We start from the raw sequence: 23,988 nt of genomic DNA, 5'->3' as shown, positions 1-23,988 counted from the left end.
TCCGTCCCACACGAACCGATCACAGACACCCCTCGACTCGGCATGTACGGTATTTCGGGCCGTCCCCTCGGCCCGTGACCCGGCGCGGTGCTGTCAGCGACGTCGAGCACCGACAGGAGGATCCTTGCGAAGCAGTGTGGAACCGCGCCGCCGGGCGACGCACGGTCGCGGCCTGGGACGCAGCCACGGCAAGGCGATCCTCTTCGGCGAGCACGCCGTCGTGCACGGCGCACCCGCGATCGTGGTGCCTGTCCCGGCCCTCACCCTCACCGCACACGTGACCGTCGTCGACGGCCCGAGCCGCATCGAGTCCTCCCTCTACGCCGGCCCCACCGCCGACGCGCCGGACCGTCTCGGCCCGACCGTCGCGGCCCTGCAGGCCGCCCTCGACTTCTTCGACCTCGCCGACGTGAGCGTCGAGCTGCGCATCAGCAGCGACCTCCCCGCCTCGCGCGGCCTCGGCTCGAGCGCCGCGACGGGCGCCGCCGTCGTCGCGGCGATCGCCGACCTCGCCGGAACCGACCTCACGCCGGCCGAGCGCCACGACCTCATCCAGACGTCCGAGCGCGTCGCCCACGGCGCCCCGAGCGGCATCGACGCCCACGGCGTCGTCTCCGCCTCGCCGCTGTGGTTCCACGGCGGCGCCGTGGAGGCGCTGCCGACGGGCGCCGACCTCACGTTCGTCCTCGCCGACACGGGCGTCGCGGGCAGCACCCGCACCGCGGTCGACGCCGTCCGCCGGGTCCGGGACACCGAGCGCGAGCGGTTCGACGTCGTCCTCGCACGGCTCACCTCGATCGCGCGCACGGCGCGCACCTCGCTCGCCATGGGCGACCGCGCGACCGTCGGCGCGCTCATGGACGAGTCGCACGGGCACCTCGCGGGGCTCGGCGTGAGCGGACCCGAGCTCGACACGCTCGCCGCCGCCGCACGCGCCGCGGGCGCGCTCGGCGCGAAGCTCACCGGAGGCGGGCTCGGCGGCTGCCTGCTCGCCCTCGCACCTGACCTTCCGACGGCGGAGCACATCGCCGCCGAGCTGCGCGCCGCCGGCGCGACCGCAGTCCACACGTCGACCACGGAGGCGTTCGCATGACGACGGCCACGGCCCAGGCGCACCCCAACATCGCCCTCATCAAGTACTGGGGAAAGAGCGACGAGGCGATGTCGCTGCCCGCGACGGGCAGCCTCTCGCTGACGCTCGACATCTTCCCGACCACGACCACGGTCGAGGTCGACGAGGCCCTGACGGCCGACGTCTTCGAGCTCAACGGCACGGTCCGGGACGACGACGCCGCACGCCGCGTGAGCACCTTCCTCGACCTGGTCCGGGCCCAGGCGGGCACGACCGCGCACGCGCGCGTCACCTCGACCAACACCGTCCCGACGGGTGCGGGCCTCGCGTCGTCCGCGTCGGGCTTCGCGGCTCTCGCCGTCGCCGCCTCGGCGGCGTACGGCCTCGACCTCGACGAGGCTGGCCTCAGCCGCCTCGCCCGCCGCGGCTCGGGCTCGGCGTCACGCTCGATCATCCCGAACGTCGCGCTGTGGACCGAGGGCGACGACGCGACGTCGTACGCGCGGGAGGTCCCCGCCCCGACGATCGCGATGGTCGTCGTCACGCTCGACGCGGGCGTCAAGCACGTCTCCAGCCGCGTCGCGATGCGCCGCACGATCGAGACGTCGCCGTTCTTCCCCGCATGGGTCACCTCGACCCGCACGAGCCTCGACGAGATGGTCGCCGCGTGCGCCGCAGGTGACTTCACGCGCATCGGCGAGCTGACCGAGGCCAACGCGCTGCGCATGCACGCCACCATGCAGGGCGCCGAGCCCGCGATCCGCTACCTGAGCCCCGCGAGCATCGCCCTGTTCGACCGCGTGGTCGCCCTGCGCGCCGAGGGCATCGATGCGTACGCGACCGCGGACGCCGGCCCGAACGTCGCGGTCATCTGCCCGCCCGCCGACGCCGAGCGCGTCGCCGCAGCGCTGCGCGAGACCACGGACGCGCTGCCGGGCGTCAACGCCTCCGTCCTCGTCGCCGGACCCGGCCCGGGCGCCCACCTCGTCGACCGCGCCGGCGGCGCCGCATGATCACCGTCCGCGCGCCGGGCAAGCTCTTCGTCGCCGGCGAGTACGCCGTCGTCGAACCGGGCCAGCCCGCGGTCATCATCGCGGTCGACCGCTACCTCGCGGTCACGCTCACCGAGAGCGTCGACGTCGGCACCGTGCACTCCCCCGAGTACGGCCAGCTGCCGCTCGTGTGGCGGCGCTCCGGCGACGACGTCACGATCGACCGCGACCACCACCCGTACGACTACGTCATGTCCGCCATCACGACGGTCGAGCGCGTGCGCGCCCGCCGCGGCGTCGCGCCGAAGTTCTTCGACACGCGCATCGACAGCCAGCTCGACGACGTCTCCGGCCGCAAGTTCGGCATCGGCTCGTCGGCCGCCGTCACGGTCGCGACCGTCCGCGCCATGTCCGACTTCTACGGCCTCGCGCTGACCAACCTCGAGGTGTTCAAGCTCGCTCTGCTCGCAACCGTGCAGATCGCGCCTGCCGCCTCGGGCGGCGACCTCGCGGCGAGCTGCTTCGGCGGCTGGATCCGCTACAGCGCCCCCGACCGCGCGGCCCTCATCGACGAGCTGCGCCGCCACGACCCGGCGGACCTGCTCGACGCCGACTGTTGGGACGGCCTGTCCGTCACCCGCCTCACCCCGCCCGAGGACCTCCAGCTGCTCGTCGGCTGGACCGGCTCCCCCGCCTCGACCACCCGATTCGTCGACGTCGTCAAGGCCAAGCAGGCGACCGGGGACGTCGACATGGCGGCGTTCGTCGCCGCCAGCCGCGAGCACGTCGACGAGCTCGTCCGCGGCCTCCAGGAGCACGACGACGCGGCCGTCCTCGACGCGATCCGCGGCGCCCGCGCTCTCCTGCAGGGGCTCGGGACGCAGGCCGGGCTAGACCTCGAGACGGCGCGGCTCGCGGCGCTGTGCGACGCTGCCGAGGAGGCAGGCGCCGCCGGCAAGCCCTCGGGCGCCGGCGGGGGCGACTGCGGGATCGTGCTCGCGCCGCCGTCGGCCGACGTCGCCCGCATGCTCGTCGCCTGGGAGCGGGACGACGTGCGCCACCTGACCATCTCGGTCCACCCACCCGAAGGAGCCGTCGATGACGAGTGAACGCAAGGACAACCACGTCGCCCTCGCGATGGACCAGAACCGTGGCGTGCGCGGCCGCAACGACTTCGACGACGTCGAGCTCCTCCACCATGCCCTCGCCGGCATCGACCCGGCGACCGTCAGCCTCGGCACGACCGTCGGCGGCGTGAGCTGGGACGTGCCGTTCTACATCAACGGCATGACCGGCGGCAGCACCTCGACCGGCGAGATCAACCGCACGCTCGCGATCGCGGCTCGTGAAACAGGCATCCCCATGGCGTCCGGCTCGATGAGCATCGCGCTCAAGGACCCGTCGCAGATCCCCACCTTCCAGGTGATCCGCGAGGAGAACCCCGACGGCTTCGTCATGGCGAACCTCGGCGCGGACCACGGCGTCGACAACGCGCTGCGCGTGATCGACCTGCTCCAGGCCGACGCGCTGCAGATCCACGTCAACGCCATGCAGGAGACGGTCATGCCGGAGGGGTCGCGCGACTTCTCCGCGTGGCCTGCCACGATCGAGGCCGTCGTCGCGGCCGTGCCGGTCCCCGTCGTCGTCAAGGAGGTCGGCTTCGGCCTGAGCCGCCGCACGCTCGACACCCTCGCAGGCCTCGGCGTCACGGTCGCCGACGTCTCCGGCCGCGGCGGCACGAACTTCGCCCGCATCGAGAACTCGCGCCGCGCAGGCGGCGACTACGCGTACCTCGAGGGCTGGGGCCAGTCCACGGTGAGCTGCCTGCTCGACGCCCCGAGCGGCTTCCCGACGCTGCTCGCCTCGGGTGGCGTGCGCAACCCGCTCGACGTCCTCAAGGCCCTCGCGCTCGGCGCGAAGGGCGTCGGCGTCGCGGGCACGTTCCTCGCGCTCGCCGTCGACGGCGGCGTGGACGCGCTCGTCACCGAGATCAACCGGTGGAAGGAGCACCTGACGCAGCTCATGGCGACCGTCGGCGCGCCGACCGTCTCCGCCCTGGCGGGCACCGACCTGCTCGTGCGGGGATCCGTGCGAGAGTTCTGCGAGCTGCGCGGGATCGACGCCGCCGCACTCAGCGCCCGCTCCGCGGGCGCGACCGACAACACCCGAGGAGGCCACGATGGCCGCTGACGCCACCGACGCCGAGGTGACCCGCACGGTCACATCCGTCCCCACGCGCTGGGTGGGTCCGCTCAAGCTCTCCGGCAACGTCATGACCGGCGAGCAGTCCGTCCCGCTCGCGACGTACGAGATCCCGCTGTGGCCGTCGGTCGGCCGCGGCGCGCGCATCTCGCGCCTCGTCCCCGACGGCATCGTCACGACGCTGATCGACGAGCGCATGACCCGCTCGACGCTGTTCGTCGCGGAGAACGGCGCCGCCGCCTTCGCGGCCTGGCAGCGCATCCGTGCGCGTCTGCCCGAGCTGCAGGCCGTCGTCGCCGCGCAGAGCGCGTTCGCGAAGCTCATCGACCTCGACGAGCAGATCGTCGGCAACCTGCTGTTCGTGCGCTGGGAGTTCACGACCGGCGACGCGTCGGGCCACAACATGGTGACCAAGGCGTCCGAGGCGCTCATGTCGTTCGTCCTCGACGCCGAGCCGACCCTCTCGTACGGCTCGATCTCGGGCAACTACTGCTCGGACAAGAAGGCCACCGCGATCAACGGCATCCGCGGCCGCGGCAAGAACGTCGTCGCGGAGATCCTCATCCCCGAGGAGCTGGTCCACAAGCAGCTGCGCTCGACGGCGAAGCAGATCGCCGAGCTCAACCTGCGCAAGAACTTCGTCGGCTCGACGGTCGCGGGCGCGCTGCGCTCCGCCAACGCGCACTACGCGAACATGCTGCTCGCGTTCTACCTCGCGACCGGCCAGGACGCGGCGAACATCGTCGAGGGCTCGCAGGGCATGACCCACGCCGAGGACCGCGACGGCGACCTGTACTTCTCGTGCACGCTCCCGAACCTGATCGTCGGCACGGTCGGCAACGGCAAGGACGTGCCGGGCATCGACGAGGCGCTCGTCCGCCTCGGCTGTGAGCGAACCGACGTTCCCGGGGCCAGCTCCCGGAGGCTCGCGGTTCTCGCAGCGGCTACCGTGCTGTGCGGGGAGCTCTCGCTCATGGCCGCGCAGACGAACCCTGGCGAGCTCATGGCTGCGCACATCACCCTCGAACGGAACGCAAGGAGGTCGTCGTGACGGCGACTGCACCCCAGATCGGCCTGATCGACCTCTCGGTCGCGACCGGCCACCACGTCGTGTCCCTCACCGACCTCGCGGTCGCGACGGGCGTCGACCCCGCGAAGTACCACGTGGGCATCGGGCAGGACGAGATGAGCCTGCTCGCACCCGACGAGGACATCGTCACGATGGCCGCGACGGCCGCCGCGCCGATCATCGAGCGTCACGGCACGTCGAAGATCCGCACGGTGCTGTTCGCGACCGAGTCGGGCATCGACCAGTCGAAGGCTGCGGGCGTCTACGTCCACCAGCTCCTCGGCCTGCCGTCGGGCTGCCGCGTCGTCGAGATGAAGCAGGCCTGCTACTCCGCGACGGCTGGTCTCCAGGCGGCGCTCGGCATGGTCGCGCGCAACCCTGACGAGCAGGTGCTGCTCATCGCGAGCGACAACGCGCGCTACGACGTCGACTCGGCCGCCGAGGCGACGCAGGGCGCGGGCGCGGTCGCGATGCTGATCGGTGCCGACCCGGCGCTGCTCGCGATCGAGCCCGTGACGGGCGTGCACACGGCGGACGTCGACGACTTCTGGCGTCCGAACGACCGCTCGACGGCCGTCGTGGACGGGCGACTGTCCGTCACCGCGTACGTGGACTCGCTCCTCGGCGCGTGGGACGACTACCAGGCGCGCGGTGGCGTCGCGGCCGAGGAGATCGACCGCTTCTGCCTGCACCAGCCGTTCACGCGCATGGCCGCGAAGGCGTTCGCCCAGCTGAGCAACCACACGGGCGTCACGCGCGATGACACGGTCATCTCGTCGACGTTCACGTACAACCGCCGCATCGGCAACTCGTATACGGCGTCGCTGTATTTCGCGCTCGCGTCCGTCCTGGACAACGAGGCTGACGTCGCGGGCCGCCGCATCGGATTCTTCTCGTACGGGTCCGGCAGCGTCGGCGAGCTGTTCACGGCGGTCGTGCAGCCCGGCTACCGCAAAGCGCTGCGCCCCGGCGCCGTCACGGCGCAGCTCGACGCGCGCGTGCCTGTCGACGTCCCGGAGTACCGCAGGATCCACGCGGCCGCTGAGCTCGCCTCCGACGTCGACGTGAAGACGCCGCACGTGACGGCCGCGCCGTTCCGTTTCGCGGGCATCGTCGGGCGCGCCCGCCGGTACGAGCGCAACTCCTGACGCAACGCTCGACGAGGGCCCGGCCGCCGCAGCGGCCGGGCCCTCGTCGTAGGGCCGCTGCTCGCGACCGCCGCGACGTCCGCTCCGATCCCTGCCGTACCGCAGGTCGGCTCCGGTGCACTGGGTCCGTCGAGCCCGGTAGAGAGGGTCGTCCTTGCGCCCGCGGTGACCGTGAAGGTCCTGCTGGACGCGCCGCCGGCACCGGTCCAACGTGTCACCGGCCAGGCGCCCGACGTGGAAGGGGTCCATCACTGCGACTGCGTCGGGCAGCTCCTCGGTGGTGGCGGTCTTGAAGCCGGAAGACCCGTCCATCGCTACGACCTCCAGGCCGTCCCGCCAAGCCTTGGGACGCTCGGCGAGCCACGTCTTGAACGCCTGCTTGGAGCGCCCCTGGACCATGTCGAGCAGCCGTGGAGGACCGGTGCGGTCGCGGATCGGGGTCAGGTCGATGATGACCGTGACGTACTTGTCGCCGCGGCGGGTGTGGCGCCAAACATGCTCGTCGACGCCGATCACCTTGACGCCCTCGAAACGGTCCGGGTCCTCGATGAGGACCCGCCGGCCCTCGGCGAGCACGGCGGTATTGGCCGTGTTCCACGAGACCCCGAGGCTTTCGGCGATCCGAGCGACGGTCAGGTGCTGGGCGACCAGACCGACCAGAGCCCACCTCAGCGCACTGCGGGACAGCTTCGCCCGCGGCTCGGCAGCGCGGCTGGTGTCTTGGCGCAACACGTAGCCGCAGCCGGTGCACTGGTAGCGGCGGACGGTCACCAGAGGCGTCGTCGGGCGCCAGCCCAGCGGCTCGTGCGCCAACCGGCGCGTGACGGTGTCTCGCGCCAGGCCTTCGCAGCCGCAGCGCCGGCACCACCGGTCCGCCTCATCGACGTCGATGACCCGGCAGGCGAGCACCGCCCGGTCCGGCTCGAGATGCTGCCCGACGACCTGCAGGCCGAACTCATCGAGACGGCAGAACGTGGTCAGGTCAGCGCGCGCGAAGGTAGCGTCAAACACGTCGAGGTCTTCCTGGATGGGCAGTGTGAGAACTTCCGTCCTCGGGAGACCTCGACCTCTACGCAGGCACCGACGCGCCGCCTGCTACACCCTCAACTGCGATGAGCCGTCAATCAGTGATGCGAGCGAGCTTCAGAACGCCAAAGGGACCATCGCCAGCTTCCTCCCATGACACGTATGAGCCAGCCACCATCAACGAGTGCGCAAGGCCTTCACCGTCCGGCAAGCGATATACGTTCATGTCAGAGAGCCGGACAATCCCACGCTCGGCATCGGTCGCGAAGACAAGAGAGTCGCCATCAATACCGAGTCGGGTCACCCCGTATGCGGACTCGACATCCACCGCAGAGAGCACGCCGCTCCTGAGATCTAAGATATTGATCCGGGATGTCGCCGTCTCAGACGATCCCCCTCTGAGCGCCCACACGAGGTGCGACTCCGTCGCGACCATTCCCTCGAACTGGGTCGACTCCGCCAGGACTCCCGAGACAAGCTCCTCCTCGGGGGTCTTTGCCTCTCCGTCTCTCCGGGCGATCACAAAACGCCCTTCAGGCAAGGCAGGGTCGTACCCGCTCACACGCACATAGACGACGTCCTCACCGACAGCGGTCGGCAAGATCCCTCCGTCCGCAAGCCTGTCAAGGCTGCCACGACCGTCGAGGTCCTTGCCAAAGATGCCAACACCGAGATCATCCAGAGTAAGTACCGCTGAGCCAAGAGGGTAGGGCGACCCCCAAAATACCCTCGAAGAACCGACGCTTGGCTGAATGTACGGCCCCTTGATGGGCAGCAACTCGTCCGGAAGAAGGTCTTCGGAACTGGCTATCGGCACACTGGCTCCCTGCCCATCGAGGCGGTGCGAGAACACGGACCAACTGTCAGTAGCCAGGTCAGTCGACGGAGTCTCGACCCATGCGACCACTCCACCGAATGCATCTGCAGCCTCGCCTTGGCGCGGAACCCGGCGATCAACGCCATTCACATGCACGGTCGGCCACAGCGTGACCCTCCCGCCAGCAAGCACGCCGGTACGCGTCTGCGTCAGACTAGTCGGCTCAGCCTGGTCCTCGATCGACTCCACAACAAAAGATCCGTCATCGAGCAATACCCTCGGAATAAGCCCCTGCTCGCGCATGTCCGGTGCCTTCACCTCTTCAATGACTCCTTTCGCTAGGGCGTCCTGCACCGCGGCGAACTTGAGCAACTTGTCGGGAGCACTGATGAGCCGGCCCTCGAACTGAATGTCGAGGTCCAAGGGGCCATCCGTACCCGCACCGTCGTCGTATCCGGGGAGCGACCCAGACCCACTAGGGCTCGGAGCGTAGGTTGGCGAGGCGGATCCCGAAGACGTCGCGGCTGTACGAGGCGGGGCGTCGCCACCAGCTGCTTGCCAGACCCCTACAGCGCCGACTCCCGCACACACAAGAAGGGCACCGATCAGGATGGGCCGACGACGAGGACTCAACCCACTATTCCGTTCGACTGAAGATAGCGACTGGTGAAGGTGCTCGTGGCATGGCTGAACGTGGGCTTCGTGGCCCCGAAGCCGGTGAGACTCGGCGCATTCGCCGCAGGATCGGCGAAGTACAGGGTATCGCCCGATGCACTGTAACGGTATCCCGCCAACCAGTGCCCAAGGGTGCGGTTCGGATGCCCGTTGTAGTGGGTGCCGCCTTGAAACTCGACAGTATCGACGGCAAAGGCATAGCCGAGATCGATGTTGAATGTTGCGATCGAAGCTACTCGGGTCACAGTGGGCGCATTCACCTGATACCAGGTCTTCGGGTTCGCGCCGGTCCACTTGTTCAGAGCCGCCACAAAGCTCTTGCTCGCCCAGGTTGTGGCGCCGCGACTATCGGTCATCATGTATCCGCTGCCCGCTAGGTTCGACTGCGACAGAGCCTTGCCGTCAGCTACGCTCTTCGCCCCCTTGAACTTAGGTGTCTTCAGAATCATGAAGCCCACAGCAGGCCCGCAATAGTAGCTCTTCGACTGCGGAACCTGTGCGATGCTAATCTGATTCCCAGTCGCGGCAGCCGCGGCGACTAGGCCGGCTTGGGCAGACTTAGCGCCAAGGCGCGTCGTGGAGGCATCTACGCCGAGCGCCCCACTCTCTGCAATAGCCAATCGTCCCCCCTTAGACGAGCGGCCAACCTTCTGCAGATAATGCTGAAGAGCCTCGGCGACGTAGCGCTCCTCCGCTGCCCCGAGGACTGGACTCGAGGGCACAGCAGGCACATCTCCGCCAGTCTCACTTCCGAGGATCGCCGGGCCGTCTGGTTCTGTGGCGGCGCTCGCCCCCCCCGGCAGCAGCGAAGGTTGCAGCCAACGCAATGGAAACCGACGCGGCGATCCGACGGACAGCCTTGTGACGCAAGCGATTATTCACATCATCCCCTGACTTTTGTAAGCACACGACCTCGTGTGACGCGGAGAGCATATAGGACGCGGCGGTCCGCTGTGTAGAGCCGTGCCCGAACGTATTTACCGGAGGAGCGAGCCGTCTCGTGGAGCGCTCGGAGTGCGCTCTCCCTGCCCGACAGGCCGCAAAGATCGCAAGGGGACGGGCACCGCAAGTGGTGGCCTCCATCACTGTGCGGAATGGCCTTCGCCGCCAGGGTGTTCCCCAGGCAGACAGACACTCCCAGGAGGCTCGCATGACGTCCGACGGCCAGGACCGCGGCACGGTCGACGTCGACGTCGTCGTGGTCGGCGCCGGTCAGGCTGGGCTCTCCGCGTCGCACCACCTGCGACGGCTCGGTGTGGAGCACGTCGTGCTCGACGCGAACGAAGGCCCTGGGGGCGCGTGGCGGCACCGCTGGCCGTCGCTCACCTTCGGCGGCGCGCACGGCATCCACGACCTGCCCGGCCTCCCGCTCGGCACGCCCGACCCGGACGAGCCGTCGTCGCAGGTCGTCGAGCGGTACTACGGCGAGTACGAGCGCCGCTTCGACCTGCCGGTCGTGCGCCCGGCACGTGTGACGGCGGTGACGTCCGACGCCGGGCCCGACGGCCCGCTCACCGTCACGTCGGACGCGGGCGTGTGGCGGGCGCGCCGAGTCGTCACCGCGACCGGCACGTGGGACCGCCCGTACTGGCCGTACGTCCGCGGCCGCGAGACGTTCCGCGGCCGGCAGCTCCACACGCGCGACTTCTGGACGGTCGAGGACATGCGCAACCTCGACGTCGTCGTCGTGGGCGCGGGTGCGTCCGCGACGCAGTTCCTGCTGCAGCTCGACGGCGTCGCACGCTCGACGACGTGGGCGACCCGGCGCGAGCCCGAGTGGGTCGACCGACCGTTCGACACGGAGTGGGGCATCGACGTCGAGAAGCGCGTGCAGGCGCGGACGCTCGCCGGTCTGCCGACGCTCAGCGTCGTCGCCGCGACGGGACTGCCGCTCACGCCCGAGTACCAGCGCGCGATCGACTCGGGGCTGCTCGTCTCGCGCGGGATGTTCACGCGGGTCGTGCCGGACGGCGTCGTCTTCCCGGGACGCGACGGCGGCCCGGAGGAGAGCGTGCACGCGGACGTCATCCTGTGGGCGACCGGCTTCCGGCCGGCGCTCGACCACCTCGCCCCGCTCCGGCTGCGCGAGCCGGGCGGCGGCATCAGGACCGACGGGACCGTCGTCGACCGCGACCCGCGCGTGCTCCTCGTCGGCTACGGGGCATCGGCGTCGACCCTCGGCGCGACACGCGCCGGACGGCGCGCTGCCCTCGCCGCGGCCCGCAGCCTGGAAGACGCGCCGCTCACGGCAGCGGCCCCGGTGCCAGCACGCTGAGCACCGGGGCCGCTCGGGCGCGTCAGTAGCGGAAGGTCGAGACTGAGGCCCGCAGGTCGGACGCCATCTTCGCGAGCTCGTTGACCGCAGAGGTCGTCTGCGCCAGCGCCTGCGTGGTCGAGTCCGCGGCGCCCGACACCCCGGTGATGTTCGAGGCGATCTCACCGGCGCTCGAAGCGGCGTCGGCGACGTTACGGCTCATCTCGTTGGTGGTGGCGGTCTGCTCCTCGACGGCCGAGGCGATCGTGAGCTGGTAGTCGTTGATCTTGGCGATGACGTCGGAGATCTCGGTGATGGCGTGGACGGCGTTGTCGGTGTCGGCCTGGATGGCCTCGACCTTGCGGGCGATGTCCTCGGTCGCGCGGGCCGTCTCCTGGGCGAGGTCCTTGACCTCGCTCGCGACGACCGCGAAGCCCTTGCCGGCCTCGCCCGCACGCGCAGCCTCGATCGTCGCGTTGAGCGCGAGGAGGTTCGTCTGCTCGGCGATCGAGGTGATCGACTTGACGACCGCTCCGATCTCCTGGCTCGACGCACCCAGGCGCGAGACGGTGTCCGTCGCGTTCGCGGCCTGGCTCGTCGCGCGGCTCGCGACGCCCGCAGCCTCGGAGGCGTTCTGGGCGATCTCACGGATCGAGGCACCCATCTGCTCGGCGCCCGCGGCAACAGTCTGGACGTTGCCCGAGACCTGGACGGCGGCGTCCGAGACGACGGCGGCCTGCGCGGAGGTCTCCTCGGCGCCGGCGGCGATCTGGTGCGAGCTCGCCGAGAGCTGCTCCGACGCGGCGGCCACCGAGTCGGACGACCGGACGACCGACTCCATGACCGAGCGCAGGCTGCTCAGCGCGTCGTCGAGCGCAGCACCCATACGACCGAGCTCGTCGCGCGACTGCAGTCCGGCCTCGCGGGTGAGATCGCCCTCGGCGAGCCCCTCGACGACGTTCTGCACCGCCTTGGTGCTGCGCGCGACGCCCCCCGCGACGAACCAGCCGAGGACGAGCGCGACGAGCCCGCCGACGACGAGGATCACGATGGACACCAGGCTCTGGGACTTGTACGCCGCGTTCGAGCGGTCGACGGCCTCGCTCGCCTCGGCGTTCTCGGCGTCGAGCAGCGCGCTGAGGCTGTCGACGACCGTGTTCGTCACGTCCGTGCCGCGGCTCTCGTTGGCCTGGACCCATCCGGCGACGTCACCGGCGTTCGCGAGCCGGGCGAGGTCGCCGCGCTGGAGCTCGAGGTACTGGTCGATGCTCGTGCTGAGCGTCTCGAGCGTCGCCCTGCGCGAGGTGTCGAGGTTCGTCGCCGCGTAGCTGGCCTGCGCCTTCCGGAAGACCTCCTCTGCTGCGTCGAGCTGCGCGAAGGCCTCGTCCCTGGCGGCCTGGGCGCTCGCCATCGCGGCGTCCCGCACAGCGATCCGCATCTGCGCGCTCGAGTACCGCATGTTGGCCACGTAGCGGATGCCGAGGATGTTGTCCTCGTAGAGGTCCTCGGTGTTCTGGGCGGAGCTGCCGAGAGCGACCAGCCCGAGCACGCCCACCAGCACGGCCATCGCTGCGGCGACGACGACCGCCGCGAGCACCTTGCTGCGGATGCTGAGGTCCTGGAGGCGAGAGAAGAAGCTCCTGGACTGGGCGGGCACGTCGGACATCACTAGCTCCATCGGGTAGGTGGCCGGTCGCCTGGTCGCGAACGGCGTCTGTTTCCCGATCGGTAGGTGAGATCTCGGGTCGAGCGCTCGCGATTTTTCACGGCGACATCAGTGAGGGGGCTCACAGGCCTCACGCTCTCCGCGCCCGGCAGCCTGACCTGCGGCCGCCGGCCCTTCGGTGCGACGGCGCGCGCCGGCGCTCCTGCTCAGCGCGGCAGCTGCGAGACGATAGCGAGCGCGGCGAAGCCCAGCCCGCCGATCGTGACCGCGATGAACAGCAGCACGACGCCGACGAACATCATCCGCGAGTTGCCGTTCTTCTCCGGGTCGACGACGACGTCGTCGGGGTTCCGCGGGTCGACGTAGACGGTGATCGGCTGACCGTCCGCGTACGGCTTGAAGATCATCGGCAGGCGGCCTCGCGCACGCCTCCACGTGCCGTCGGGCAGCGGGTAGTCGAACTCGATCGTGTGGGCGTTGCCGCCGAGCTGCCACCGCTGCACGACGCGCCCCTCGACCGCGACGCGCGCGACCTTCGGGCGACCTCGCGCCCCCTTGGCGAGCAGGACGATCGCAGCGACGAGCAGAGCGAGCCACACGAGCACTCCGAGCACGACCCAGACCCCAGCCGCACCGATCATCCGCGCTCCTTCCTTGGACCCGCCGCCCTCGCGGCAGCCGCCCCATCCTGCCGTGCGCACCACGCCCTCGCCACCGGTCGTGGCGGGCGCGCCCAGCGACACCGGCGCACCGCCCCCGCTACCGTCGAGGCATGACGACGTTCATCGCGCACCGGGGCGCGAGCACCGCGTACGCCGAGCACACGCGCGCGGCCTATGTGCAGGCGCTCGCCGACGGCGCGGACGGCCTCGAGTGCGACGTCCAGCTCACGGCGGACGGCGAGGTCGTGCTGTGGCACGACCCGACGCTCGACCGTACGAGCGACGCGACGGGTGACCTGCACGACCGCACACTCGCGGAGCTGCGCGGCCTCGACACGTTCTCCTGGCGCACCGCCGACCTGCCGACCTCGCACGGTGACGCAGCCGCGCAGGTCCTCACGCTCGGCGAGCTCGCGGCGCTCGCGATCGAGGCGGACCGGCCGGTCGTGCTCGTCGTCGAGCTCAAGCACCCGAGCCCGTTCGGGCACGCCCTCGAGGACGCGACGCTTGCCGCGCTGCGCGCGCACGCGTGGGACTCGGCGAGCGGGCGTCTCGGCGAGTCCGACGTGACCGTCTGCTTCATGAGCTTCTCGACGTCGTCGCTCGAGCACCTCGCGTCCGACGTCCCGGGCGACGCGCTCATGCTCCTCGTCGACGAGCTCTCGGACGCTGCCCTCGTCGAGGATCTTGCGCCGGGCACCGAGGCGACGCCCGAGGCCGTCGCGTCCGCGCGCGCCGCGGTCGGCCGGGGCCTGGCTCTCGTGGCCGACGGCGCGGTCGGCGGCTTCGGCCCGTCCGTCGCCTGGTGCCGCGCGCACCCTGACGAGGTGCGGGACCTCGTCGCGCAGGGCCGGACGCTGCGGGTGTGGACGGTCGACGACGTCGCGGACGCGGAGTTCCTCGTGAGCCTCGGCGTCGGAGAGCTCACGACGAACACCCCGCGCGAGCTCCGCGCTGCGCTCGCCGCGACCCAGCCTCCACCTGGCGCAGCAGCCTGACCTGCAGAACCACCCCGCAGAGCCGACGAGACCTCCACGGTCCGTCCACCCGGCCGGGTCCGCGCAGGGCCACGATGAGAGCACGCGCAGGCCGACGAGTCGGGCTCGCCGCCGCTGTCTGGGCGGCGGCCGCCCTGTTCACAGCTTCTGGGACAGCCAGTCGAACACGGTAGCGAGGTACTGCTCGCGCGCCGGCTCGGGCGACAGCGCAAGGTCGTGCACGCCGCCCGGGATCTTCGCGAGCGTGACGTCCTCGCCGACCTGCTTGGCCCGCGCCTCGATCTGCTCGACGTCGAGGACCTCGTCACCGTCAGGACCTGACCGGTCGCTCGTGCAGACGAGAACCGGGCAGCGCACCGCGAGCCCACGCGCGAGACGGCGATGCCCGCGTCGCACGGCGCGCAGCCAGGCTGCACGCACCGGTACACCGTCGGGGTTCTTGAGCGCGACGTCGTAGTCCCACTCGCCCCCGCCCGCGACGTGGAGGCGCTGGGCGTACGTCGACGGTCCGTCGTTGATCACGTACGTCGGCCCGAGCGGCCCGACGACGTCGAGCACCCGCGTCGCGACCTCACGGTCGAACCACGGCGCCGCGAGGTCGAACCACGGCGAGTTGAGCACGAGCGCGTCGACCGCGACCTTCCTCCGCAACGAGTGCGCCCACAGGCTCGCTGTGAGCCCACCGGTCGAGTGCGCGTTGACGGCCAGCACGTCGTGCGACCGCCGGATCCACGCCGCCGCCTCGGTCAGCTCGGGCCGGTAGTCGCGCAGGTCGTCGACGAAGTGCGGCAGCTGCCACGGCCGCCACGAGCGCCCGCACCGGCGCAGGTCGAGCGCGTAGAAGTCGTACCCCTCGTCCTCCCAGCGCTGGGCGAGGTGCGTCTGGAAGAAGTAGTCGTTGTAGCCGTGCACGTAGAGCACGGCCCGACGGCGCGCTGGCGCCCCCTCGGGCTGCACCCGCCGCACGAGCGTCGCGACGACAGGACCGTCGTCGTCCCCCTCGAGGTCGAACGTCGCCTTCTCGAAGCCGTCGAGCTCGTCTGCGACCCAGCGCATCGGCACCCCCTGTGCGGTCCGTCGGTCCTGGTCAGCAGGTTACGCCGGGACGTCGTCGCGCCGCGCGCCCACGACGTCGTCCTCGCGCGCACCGTCCGGGATCGGCACGAGAAGCAGCAGCCCCACGAGCAGGACGACCATGATGCCGAGGATCCCCCAGTACTGCGCACCCGAGATCGCGATGAACGTCGAGAACGCGGCAGGCGCCATGAAGCTCGCGGCGCGCCCCGTCGTCGCGTACAGCCCGAAGATCTCGGACTCGCGACCCGCCGGGATGCGCCGCGCGAGCATCGTGCGGCTCGCGGACTGGGCGGGCCCGACGAAGAGGCACAGGAGCAGGCCGAACACCCAGAACGCGCCCTGACCGGCGTCGTGCAGGAAGAACACCGCGACGCCCGAGACGACGAGGCCGACGAGGGACCCGACGATCACCCGCTTCGGTCCGAGGCGGTCCTCGAGGAACCCCGCGGCGATCGTAGCGAGGCCCGCGACGACGTTCGCCGCGATCGCGAAGACGATGATCTCGGAGCTGGAGAAGCCGAACGTCCCCGCCCCGATCACCGCGCCGAACGTGAAGACGCCCGCGAGCCCGTCGCGGTACACGGCCGAGGCGATGAGGAACCGCACGACGTCGCGGCGCTCGCGCCACAGGGCCGCGACGTCGCTGAACAGCTTGCGGTACGCGCCCGCGACGCCGAGACGCGCACGCGTCGGCGACGGCGGCACCTCGGGGACGGCGAACAGCACGGGCAGTGCGAAGACCGCGAACCACACCGCGGAGAACAGGACGGCGACGCGGTACCGCAGCCCGGCGTCGTCCCCCACGCCGAACCAGCCGACCTCCGGGTTGATGAAACCGACGAACAGGATGAGCAGCAGCACGATCCCGCCGATGTAGCCGGCGCCCCAGCCGATGCCTGAGACGCGTCCGACGTTCGCCGAGGTCGAGACCTGCGTGAGCGTCGCGTTGTAGTTGACCGACGCGAGCTCGAAGAAGATGTTGCCCGCCGCCAGCAGCGTGATGCCCAGGAGCAGGTTGCCCGTGAGGTTGTCGGGATCGGGCGTCACGAAGAACATCGCGGCGCTGATGGCGACCGTGACGAACGTGTTGACCGCGAGCCAGCGGCGGCGGCGCCCGCCGTCGTCCGAACGGGCGCCGACGACGGGCGCGCTCACCGCGATGAGCACGCCGGCGATCGCGAGGCCCCAGCCGAGCCACGCGGAGTGGTCGGCGAGGACGCCGTCAAGCAGGAGCTTTGCGGGGCCCTTCGCCACGCCGGCGACCTTCTCGGCCTCGGCCGCGTCGACGACGTCGCGCGCGACGAAGTCGCTCGACGTGATCCATCGCGTGAACACGAAGGTCGTGATGACGGCGTTGAACGCCGCGGAACCCCAGTCCCACAGGGCCCACGCGGCCACGGTGCGCTTGCGCACGGGAGCTGCGGGAGAGAGCGACGTCGGGCGATCGGTGAGGTCGGGCTCGTCGTTGAGCCCCGCTTCGTCGGCGGTCATGGTCGGATGGTAGACCGATGAGACGGCGCAGGTCGGAAGCCGAGACGAACGGGGCGTGTCCCCGCCCGTCCCGGCCCGCTCAGGTCAGACGTCGATGCGACGCGGCCCCGCCTGCCAGGCGCTCCACGCGGACGCCACGATCTCCTCGAACGAGTGCTGGGCCTTCCAGCCGAGCACCTCGTTGATGCGGTCCGGGGAGGCGACGAGCTGCGCCGGGTCGCCCGCGCGGCGCCCCCGGATCTCGGGCGTCGCGTCGAGGCCGGACGCGACGCCGATCTGGTCGATCACCTCGCGGACCGAGGCGCCCTTGCCGGTGCCGACGTTGAACGTGTCGTGCGGACGCTCGTCCTTGCCCAGGTAGTCGATCGCGGCGATGTGCGCCTCGGCGAGGTCACGGACATGGATGTAGTCGCGGATGCAGGTGCCGTCGGGCGTCGGGTAGTCGTCCCCGAAGATCAGGGGCTTCTCGCCGCGGCCCAGACGCTCGAGGACCATCGGCACGAGGTTGAGCACCGCCGGGTCGCCCAGGTCGTCCCAGCCGGCACCGGCGACGTTGAAGTAGCGCAGCGCGACGAAGCGCAGGCCCCACGCGCGGGCGGCCGCACGGCCCAGCCACTCGCCGATGAGCTTGGTCTCGCCGTACGGGTTGATGGGCTCCGCGTGCAGCTTCTCCTCGACGACCGCCGAGGACGGGTTGCCGTAGGTCGCGGCGGAGGAGGAGAACACGAGGCGGTCGACCGTGGCCGCCTCCATCGCGGTGATGACGTTGGTGAGGCCGCCGACGTTCTGCTGGTAGTAGTAGGCCGGACGCTCGACCGACTCCCCCACCTGCTTGCGCGCGGCGAAGTGGATGACCGCGTCGACCCCGTGCTCGCGCATCGTGGCGGTCAGCACCCCGACCGCCTCGGGCGACGCGACGTCGAGCTTCACCAGGACGGCGTCGCCGATCCGGGAGGCCGAGCCCGTCGAGAGGTCGTCGACGACAACGACTCGCTCCCCCCGCTGCTCGAGAAGACGGACGACGTGTGCTCCGATGTACCCGGCTCCGCCGGTGACGAGGGTGGTCATGCTCACGATCCTATCGAGCCGGCCTGGCTCACCGCAGCGACCGGAGGGCCCAGACCTCGGGCGAGTCCTGGTCAGGCCCAGCCGAGCTCGTGGAGCTTGTCGTCGTCGATGCCGAAGTGGTGCGCGATCTCGTGGACCACGGTGATCCGCACCTCCTCGACGACGTCCTCCTCCGTCTCGCAGATCGCGAGCGTCGGGTTGCGGAAGATCGTGATGCGGTCGGGCATCGCGCCGGCGGCCCACGCGGCGCCCCGCTCCGTGAGCGGGATCCCGTCGTAGACGCCGAGCAGCTCCGGGTCGTCCGGCGGCGCGTCGTCCTCCACGAAGACGACGACGTTGTCCATCTGGGCGGCCAGGTCCTGCGGGACCTCGTCGAGGGCGTCGCTCACGAGCTCCTCGAACCGCTCCCTGGTCATCTCGATCACTCGTCCATCATCCCTTGCGTCGTAGCGCGAGGGCAGCGAGGGCTCCACACGCCCTCTGAGCGCCTCACAACCGCAGGATCACGCCGATTTTGCCAGGACGCCGTCGTACGCATATGCTTACCGAGGTCTCCAACGGAACCGACTAGGCCCCCATCGTCTAGCGGCCTAGGACGCCGCCCTTTCACGGCGGTAGCACGGGTTCGAATCCCGTTGGGGGTGCGCAGCACCAGTAAGACATGCAGTAAGGTCTTGTCTCACCACAAGGCCCCGTAGCGCAGTTGGTTAGCGCGCCGCCCTGTCACGGCGGAGGTCGCGGGTTCAAGTCCCGTCGGGGTCGCTCGATATCGCCCGGTCACCTGACCGGGCGTCGTCGGTTACGGCCACTTAGCTCAGTTGGTAGAGCGTTCGACTGAAAATCGAAAGGTCGGCAGTTCGACCCTGCCAGTGGCCACAGCTCAGAAGCCCCGCCCGGTCCCCGGAGCGGGGCTTCGTCGTCCCGGACCGTCTGTCGGCGCGCCCTGCTGCGCACCTGACGTCCCGGTTCTCGCCCTGGCGCACGCCCGGAGCTACCACACCCCTCTCACCAGCAGCTCGGCCTCCCTGTCTGCGGACTCCTCCGTGCCGCCCTACAGTTGTCTCGCACTCCGAATCACGATTGAGTGGAGTGTCGGCGCAACCGCGAACGGCCGGACGAAGGCAGGTACCTCATGACTGACCCGCTGCACGGCGACGGCGCCCGCACCGGCGCCTCGAAGAACGACGAACCGTCGGTCGGCGAGCTCTTCGGGAGACTGACCGAGCACACGACCCGGCTCGTCCGCGCGGAGATCGCGCTCGCGAAGGCGGAGCTCAAGGCGAAGCTCACCAAGATCGGCATCGGTGCCGGCCTGCTGGTGGCCGCCGGGGTCCTCTCGCTCTACGCGCTCGGCAAGCTGTTCGACGCCGCGGCGCTCGGTCTTGCCGAGGTCGTCGCCCCGTGGCTCGCGTTCCTGATCGTCGGGGTGGTGCTGCTCATCATCGTCGGCATCCTCGCCGCGGTCGGCGCGAAGGCTCTCAAGGCTGGCACGCCGCCCGTCCCCGAGAAGGCGATCGACAACGTGAAGACGGACGTCGAGGAGATCAAGAAGGGACTGCGTCGATGAGCGCCGAGAAGGAGCCCCAGCTCTCCCTGCCCGCCGCCGAGGCCGAGGTCCTCGCGGCCCGCGCGGACCTTGCGCGGACGGTCGACGCCCTCGCAGGCCGGCTCGACCCGCGCGTGCGCGCGGCGGAGGCGGCGCAGGCGGCCAAGCAGGCCGCGGTCGACGCGCGCGGGCTGCTCACCGGCAAGGGTGCGCCGCAGCACGACCGGGAGCGCAGCCGGAACCTCAAGATCCTCATCGGTGCGGCGCTCGGGGCGACCGCTCTCGTCACGCTCGTGATCGCCCGGCGGCGTTGAGCCGACCGGCTCCTGGTTCCGGGTACACGAAAGACGGGACCGCCACGGCCCCGTGAGGGTATCGCTGGAGCTGACGAGCACTGACGGCTGGGGGTCACCGGGAGGGCGCCCCCAGCCGCGAAGTTCGACGATGCCGCTGAGTGGGCGGCTACGTCAGCTCCCGTCGGCGAGAGCGGCCTGCGTCGCGCTCTCGTTGAGGAGCGAGAGAACCTCAGCCTCGCGGTAGCGGCGGTGACCACCCAGGGTGCGGATCGCGGAGATCTTGCCCGCCTTGGCCCAGCGGGTGACCGTCTTGGGGTCAACACGGAAGAGGCTCGCCACCTCGGCCGGAGTCAGCAGTACGTCGGACTCATTGCCGTGGACAGGCATGGTCGCTCCTTCATCGTCGTTCTTATAAGGCATCATCATGCCACCCGCAACTGGGACAAGTTGCCACCGGCGCGGGTGAAGATGTGAGGTTCGTCGCACTTCATCCGATCTGTCCAGATAGCCGCGCAGCGGGCCTCTCCCTCCTTATCGGCAGGGAAAGCCAAAGTGGTCGGAATACCGTCGGACCATGTACCGTTGGGGGCGAATAGACGAGTCAACATGCCGGACCGCCCGTGCACCGGAGCCCTGAAACGGCATACCGACACGAGCCAGTCCTGCCTCTATGTAAGGGGGGTCACAGCCATGGGCCGCGGCCGTCAGAAGGCGAAGCAGACGAAGGTCGCTCGCGAGCTGAAGTACTACACCCCGCCTACGGACATCAGGGCGCTCGAGCAGGAGCTCTCCCGCCGCAGCGCGACTGACGTCGTCGACCACCGCAGTGCGGCGGAGGACGACGTGGACCCGTACGTGGACTGGAACGACGAGCGCGACTGACTCGCTCCCCCCTCGGCTCCACGGCCGTCCGTCGTCGAGCTGACCCGAGCAAGCGAGAGCGCCGTACACCCCAGGTGTGCGGCGCTCTCGTTCGTCTGTCGCCAGGTGGACCGGCGTCGCGGGCCGCAGCCCGCGACGCCTGACGCCTACCGGTAGTCCCCGACGAGACGCACGGCTCCCGCCTGGACGCCCTTCGTCCCGGAGACGAGCCCGTCGCGGTCGTCGTCCGGACCGAGGTGAGCAACCTCACCCAGCACCCACGCGTCGATGCCGGCCGCCTTGCAGCGCGCGATCGTCGCGGCGACGCCGTCCGCGCCGACGACGGCGACCATGCCGACCCCGAGGTTGAGCGTGTTCTCCAGGTCGCCGCGCGGCACGCCGCCGAGCTCACGGACGAGGCGGAACACCGCGGGCACCTCCCACGAGGCGCGGTCGACCGTCGCGACCGTGCCCGCGGGCAGGACGCGCGCCAGGTTCGCCGCAAGGCCGCCACCGGTGACGTGCGTGAACGCGTGCACCTGGGTCGCAGGGTCTCCCGCGATCGCGAGGACGTCGGACGCATAGACGCGCGTCGGCTCGAGCAGCTCCTCGCCGAGGGTGCGGCCGAGCTCGTCGACGTGCCGGTCGAGCTCCCAGCCCGCGTGCTTCACGACGGCACGCACGAGCGAGTACCCGTTCGAGTGCAGGCCCGACGACGCCATCGCGACGAGCACGTCACCCGCCTCCACGCGGTCGGGGCCGAGCAGCGCGTCCGCCTCGACGACGCCCGTCGCCGCACCCGCGACGTCGTACTCGTCCTCGCCCAGGAGACCCGGGTGCTCGGCGGTCTCCCCGCCGACGAGCGCCGTGCCCGCGACGGCGCACGCCTCCGCGACGCCGCGCACGATGTCCGCGATGCGCTCCGGCACGACCTTGCCGCACGCGATGTAGTCCGTCATGAACAGCGGCTTCGCACCGACCACGACGATGTCGTCGACGACCATGCCGACGAGGTCGAAGCCGATCGTGTCGTGCTTGTCCATCGCCTGCGCGATCGCGACCTTGGTGCCGACGCCGTCGGTCGACGTCGCGAGCAGGGGCTTGCGGTACGTGAGGACCTCGGAGAAGTCGTACAGGCCCGCGAACCCGCCGGCCCCGCCGAGCACCTGCGGCCCGTGCGTGCGCCCGAGCGCCGCCTTCATCAGCTCGACGGCCTTGTCGCCCGCCTCGGTGTCGACGCCTGCCGCGGCGTACGTGATTCCTTCGGTCATCGGTGCGCTCCTCGCGTCGTGGACCGCTCGCGGACCACGGGGATGGACGTTGTGCTTGCGGTCAGGGACGGTTGAGCGCGTCGCCGCCGCCCGTGGACACGGCCAGGGTCGTCAGGCCGTCGGTCGGGTTGCCGAGCGGCGCCTCGCCGGACTCGAGCAGGTGCTTGCCGAGCTTCTCGTCGTCCGGCAGCTCGATCGGGTACTCGCCGGTGAAGCACGCCGCGCACAGCTGTGCCTTCGGCTGCTCGGTCGCCTCGATCATCGCCTCGAGCGAGATGTAGCCGAGGGAGTCGGCGCCGAGGGAGGCCGCGATCTCGTCCTTGTTGAGGCCGTTCGCGATGAGCTCGGCACGCGACGCGAAGTCGATGCCGTAGAAGCACGGCCACTTCACCGGCGGTGCGGAGATGCGGATGTGCACCTCGGCGGCACCCGCCTCGCGGAGCATGCGCACGAGCGCGCGCTGCGTGTTGCCCCGGACGATCGAGTCGTCGACGACGACGAGGCGCTTGCCGCGGATGACCTCGCGCAGCGGGTTGAGCTTGAGCCGGATGCCGAGCTGGCGGAGCGTGTCCGACGGCTGGATGAAGGTGCGACCGACGTAGGCGTTCTTGGTGAGGCCCTGGCCGAACGGGATGCCGGACTCCTGCGCGTAGCCGACCGCGGCCGGCGTCCCGGACTCGGGGACGGGGATGACGAGGTCCGCCTCGACGGCGTGCTCCTGCGCGAGACGGCGGCCCATCTCGACGCGCGCGGCGTGCACCGAGCGACCGGCGATCGTCGTGTCGGGGCGGGCGAGGTAGACGTACTCGAAGACGCAGCCCGCGCGCTTGACCTCGGCGAAGCGGTGGGAGCGCAGGCCCTCGTCGTCGATGATGATCATCTCGCCGGGCTCGACCTCGCGGACGACCGAGGCTCCGACGATGTCGAGCGCCGACGTCTCGGAGGCGACGACCCAGCCGCGCTCGAGGCGGCCGAGCACGAGCGGACGCACGCCCTGCGGGTCGCGCGCGGCGTAGAGCGTGTGCTCGTCCATGAAGACGAGGCTGAACGCGCCGCGCAGGCGCGGCAGGACCTCGAGCGCCGTCTGCTCGAGGGTGTGCCCCTCGTCGCCCGCGAAGAGGGCGGTGATGAGGGCCGTGTCGGTCGTGTTGCCGCGAGCGAGCTCGCCGCGACGCTGGGCGCCGTAGCGCTCCGCGACGAGCTCGACGAGCTCGGCGCTGTTGACGAGGTTGCCGTTGTGGCCGAGGGCGACCGTCCCCTTGGCTGTCGCGCCGAGCGTCGGCTGGGCGTTCTCCCAGGTGACGCCGCCGGTCGTCGAGTAGCGGCAGTGGCCGACGGCGATGTGCCCGCCGAGCGCGTTCAGCGCGGTCTCGTCGAAGACCTGCGAGACGAGACCCATGTCCTTGTAGACGAGGATCTGCTGGCCGTTGCTCGTCGCGATGCCGGCTGACTCCTGGCCGCGGTGCTGGAGGGCGTAGAGCCCGAAGTACGCGAGCTTGGCGACCTCCTCGCCGGGCGCCCAGACGCCGAAGACGCCGCACTCGTCCTGCGGTCCCTTCTCGCCGGGCATGAGGTCGTGATTGAGCAGTCCGTCTCCGCGCAAGGCCACGAGTTCAGTGTCCCACAGCACACCGAGCCCTCGCGGAGAGCCCACGATTCGGAACGAACGGTGCGCGGCCGCCGACGTGGCCGCCGCGCGAACCGCCCCCCGACCTCGGCCGGGACCAAGGTCCGTGGACGGACCTTCCTGACATGTGAGACAGCCGGAGCATTGTCGATCGATTCCGTCGGGTTGCG

Annotated in this window: 22 protein-coding genes, 3 tRNA genes and 1 pseudogene; 14 read left to right on the top strand and 12 right to left on the bottom strand. The window is 70.6% G+C overall.

Annotated elements, in window-relative coordinates:
• The first annotated feature begins 136 nt into the window (after positions 1-136).
• The 6 genes from mvk to ATL41_RS09550 are packed head-to-tail and all read left to right on the top strand — an operon-like array spanning position 137 to position 6,483.
• A complete protein-coding gene (mvk, locus tag ATL41_RS09575) occupies positions 137-1,093 on the top strand; it encodes a mevalonate kinase (RefSeq protein WP_219810382.1) in 957 nt (318 codons plus the stop codon).
• Positions 1,090-2,085, top strand: coding sequence for a diphosphomevalonate decarboxylase (gene mvaD, locus ATL41_RS09570; RefSeq protein WP_098458269.1), 996 nt, complete (start codon positions 1,090-1,092; stop codon positions 2,083-2,085). Before mvk ends, mvaD begins: the two co-directional genes overlap by 4 nt.
• Positions 2,082-3,173: a phosphomevalonate kinase gene (locus ATL41_RS09565; RefSeq protein WP_098458268.1), complete on the top strand. Its 1,092-nt coding sequence runs from the start codon at positions 2,082-2,084 to the stop codon at positions 3,171-3,173. The genes mvaD and ATL41_RS09565 overlap by 4 nt, the downstream gene beginning before the upstream one ends.
• A complete protein-coding gene (gene fni / locus ATL41_RS09560; protein ID WP_098458267.1) occupies positions 3,163-4,254 on the top strand; it encodes a type 2 isopentenyl-diphosphate Delta-isomerase in 1,092 nt (363 codons plus the stop codon). Before ATL41_RS09565 ends, fni begins: the two co-directional genes overlap by 11 nt.
• Complete coding sequence (locus ATL41_RS09555) at positions 4,244-5,317, top strand: hydroxymethylglutaryl-CoA reductase (protein WP_098458266.1); 1,074 nt, start codon at positions 4,244-4,246, stop codon at positions 5,315-5,317. Before fni ends, ATL41_RS09555 begins: the two co-directional genes overlap by 11 nt.
• Positions 5,314-6,483 carry a hydroxymethylglutaryl-CoA synthase gene (locus tag ATL41_RS09550; protein ID WP_245854735.1) on the top strand — a complete coding sequence of 390 codons (1,170 nt, stop codon included), beginning with the start codon at positions 5,314-5,316 and terminating at the stop codon, positions 6,481-6,483. Before ATL41_RS09555 ends, ATL41_RS09550 begins: the two co-directional genes overlap by 4 nt.
• A gap of 102 nt (positions 6,484-6,585) precedes the next feature.
• Here the strand turns inward: ATL41_RS09550 and ATL41_RS09545 are convergent.
• From ATL41_RS09545 to ATL41_RS13055, 3 genes and pseudogenes are all read right to left on the bottom strand, one after another.
• Positions 6,586-7,494 (bottom strand): annotated as a pseudogene (locus ATL41_RS09545) (ISL3 family transposase); the annotation flags it as partial.
• Positions 7,495-7,603: 109 nt separating this feature from the next.
• Entirely contained in the window at positions 7,604-8,749 is a 1,146-nt protein-coding gene (locus tag ATL41_RS09540; RefSeq protein WP_098458265.1) for a hypothetical protein, read from the bottom strand.
• Positions 8,750-8,955: 206 nt separating this feature from the next.
• Positions 8,956-9,450: a hypothetical protein gene (locus ATL41_RS13055; RefSeq protein ID WP_143556602.1), complete on the bottom strand. Its 495-nt coding sequence runs from the start codon at positions 9,448-9,450 to the stop codon at positions 8,956-8,958.
• Between the two features lie 701 nt (positions 9,451-10,151).
• Here ATL41_RS13055 and ATL41_RS09535 point away from each other — a divergent pair.
• Positions 10,152-11,276: an NAD(P)-binding domain-containing protein gene (locus ATL41_RS09535; RefSeq protein WP_098458264.1), complete on the top strand. Its 1,125-nt coding sequence runs from the start codon at positions 10,152-10,154 to the stop codon at positions 11,274-11,276.
• 22 nt (positions 11,277-11,298) lie between these two features.
• Here the strand turns inward: ATL41_RS09535 and ATL41_RS09530 are convergent, their stop codons facing one another.
• Both ATL41_RS09530 and ATL41_RS09525 read right to left on the bottom strand, forming a co-directional pair.
• Complete coding sequence (locus ATL41_RS09530) at positions 11,299-12,921, bottom strand: methyl-accepting chemotaxis protein (protein WP_098458263.1); 1,623 nt, start codon at positions 12,919-12,921, stop codon at positions 11,299-11,301.
• Positions 12,922-13,127: 206 nt separating this feature from the next.
• Positions 13,128-13,562: a DUF3592 domain-containing protein gene (locus tag ATL41_RS09525; RefSeq protein ID WP_098458262.1), complete on the bottom strand. Its 435-nt coding sequence runs from the start codon at positions 13,560-13,562 to the stop codon at positions 13,128-13,130.
• 131 nt (positions 13,563-13,693) lie between these two features.
• On the opposite strand from ATL41_RS09525, the gene ATL41_RS09520 reads away from it, so the two are divergent.
• Complete coding sequence (locus ATL41_RS09520) at positions 13,694-14,581, top strand: glycerophosphodiester phosphodiesterase (protein ID WP_098458261.1); 888 nt, start codon at positions 13,694-13,696, stop codon at positions 14,579-14,581.
• A 138-nt stretch (positions 14,582-14,719) separates the two neighbouring features.
• Here the strand turns inward: ATL41_RS09520 and ATL41_RS09515 are convergent, their stop codons facing one another.
• The 4 genes from ATL41_RS09515 to ATL41_RS09500 form a co-directional block, all read right to left on the bottom strand.
• The gene (locus ATL41_RS09515) at positions 14,720-15,637 is read right to left on the bottom strand and encodes an alpha/beta hydrolase (protein WP_098459031.1); all 918 of its coding nucleotides are present in this window, start codon (positions 15,635-15,637) and stop codon (positions 14,720-14,722) included.
• A gap of 39 nt (positions 15,638-15,676) precedes the next feature.
• A complete protein-coding gene (locus tag ATL41_RS09510; RefSeq protein WP_098458260.1) occupies positions 15,677-17,149 on the bottom strand; it encodes an MFS transporter in 1,473 nt (490 codons plus the stop codon).
• Between the two features lie 84 nt (positions 17,150-17,233).
• Entirely contained in the window at positions 17,234-18,217 is a 984-nt protein-coding gene (galE, locus tag ATL41_RS09505) for a UDP-glucose 4-epimerase GalE (RefSeq protein WP_098458259.1), read from the bottom strand.
• A gap of 71 nt (positions 18,218-18,288) precedes the next feature.
• Positions 18,289-18,633 carry a metallopeptidase family protein gene (locus ATL41_RS09500; RefSeq protein WP_098459030.1) on the bottom strand — a complete coding sequence of 115 codons (345 nt, stop codon included), beginning with the start codon at positions 18,631-18,633 and terminating at the stop codon, positions 18,289-18,291.
• Between the two features lie 155 nt (positions 18,634-18,788).
• Here ATL41_RS09500 and ATL41_RS09495 point away from each other — a divergent pair.
• The 5 genes from ATL41_RS09495 to ATL41_RS09475 all read left to right on the top strand — a co-directional run bounded on the left by ATL41_RS09495 (position 18,789) and on the right by ATL41_RS09475 (position 20,077).
• A tRNA-Glu gene (locus tag ATL41_RS09495) sits at positions 18,789-18,861 on the top strand.
• Positions 18,862-18,905: 44 nt separating this feature from the next.
• Positions 18,906-18,979: transfer RNA gene (locus ATL41_RS09490), tRNA-Asp, on the top strand.
• Positions 18,980-19,020: 41 nt separating this feature from the next.
• Positions 19,021-19,093, top strand: a tRNA-Phe gene (locus ATL41_RS09485).
• Between the two features lie 256 nt (positions 19,094-19,349).
• Positions 19,350-19,784: a phage holin family protein gene (locus tag ATL41_RS09480; protein ID WP_098458258.1), complete on the top strand. Its 435-nt coding sequence runs from the start codon at positions 19,350-19,352 to the stop codon at positions 19,782-19,784.
• Positions 19,781-20,077, top strand: a complete 297-nt coding sequence (locus ATL41_RS09475; protein WP_098458257.1) for a DUF3618 domain-containing protein — start codon at positions 19,781-19,783, stop codon at positions 20,075-20,077. Before ATL41_RS09480 ends, ATL41_RS09475 begins: the two co-directional genes overlap by 4 nt.
• Before the next feature lie 153 nt (positions 20,078-20,230).
• Here ATL41_RS09475 and ATL41_RS09470 read toward each other — a convergent pair whose 3' ends face one another.
• The gene (locus ATL41_RS09470) at positions 20,231-20,446 is read right to left on the bottom strand and encodes a BldC family transcriptional regulator (protein WP_098458256.1); all 216 of its coding nucleotides are present in this window, start codon (positions 20,444-20,446) and stop codon (positions 20,231-20,233) included.
• Between the two features lie 303 nt (positions 20,447-20,749).
• Between ATL41_RS09470 and ATL41_RS09465 the strand changes: the two genes are divergently transcribed.
• Entirely contained in the window at positions 20,750-20,941 is a 192-nt protein-coding gene (locus ATL41_RS09465) for a DUF3073 domain-containing protein (protein WP_098458255.1), read from the top strand.
• 146 nt (positions 20,942-21,087) lie between these two features.
• On the opposite strand, the gene purM is transcribed toward ATL41_RS09465, so the two are convergent.
• Entirely contained in the window at positions 21,088-22,191 is a 1,104-nt protein-coding gene (gene purM / locus ATL41_RS09460) for a phosphoribosylformylglycinamidine cyclo-ligase (protein ID WP_098458254.1), read from the bottom strand.
• 61 nt (positions 22,192-22,252) lie between these two features.
• Positions 22,253-23,800 carry an amidophosphoribosyltransferase gene (gene purF / locus ATL41_RS09455; protein ID WP_098458253.1) on the bottom strand — a complete coding sequence of 516 codons (1,548 nt, stop codon included), beginning with the start codon at positions 23,798-23,800 and terminating at the stop codon, positions 22,253-22,255.
• Positions 23,801-23,988: the final 188 nt, after the last annotated feature.

This window comes from Flavimobilis soli (genome assembly GCF_002564025.1).
Classification (GTDB): domain Bacteria; phylum Actinomycetota; class Actinomycetes; order Actinomycetales; family Cellulomonadaceae; genus Flavimobilis; species Flavimobilis soli.
This window is presented reverse-complemented; position numbering and strand designations above follow the sequence as displayed.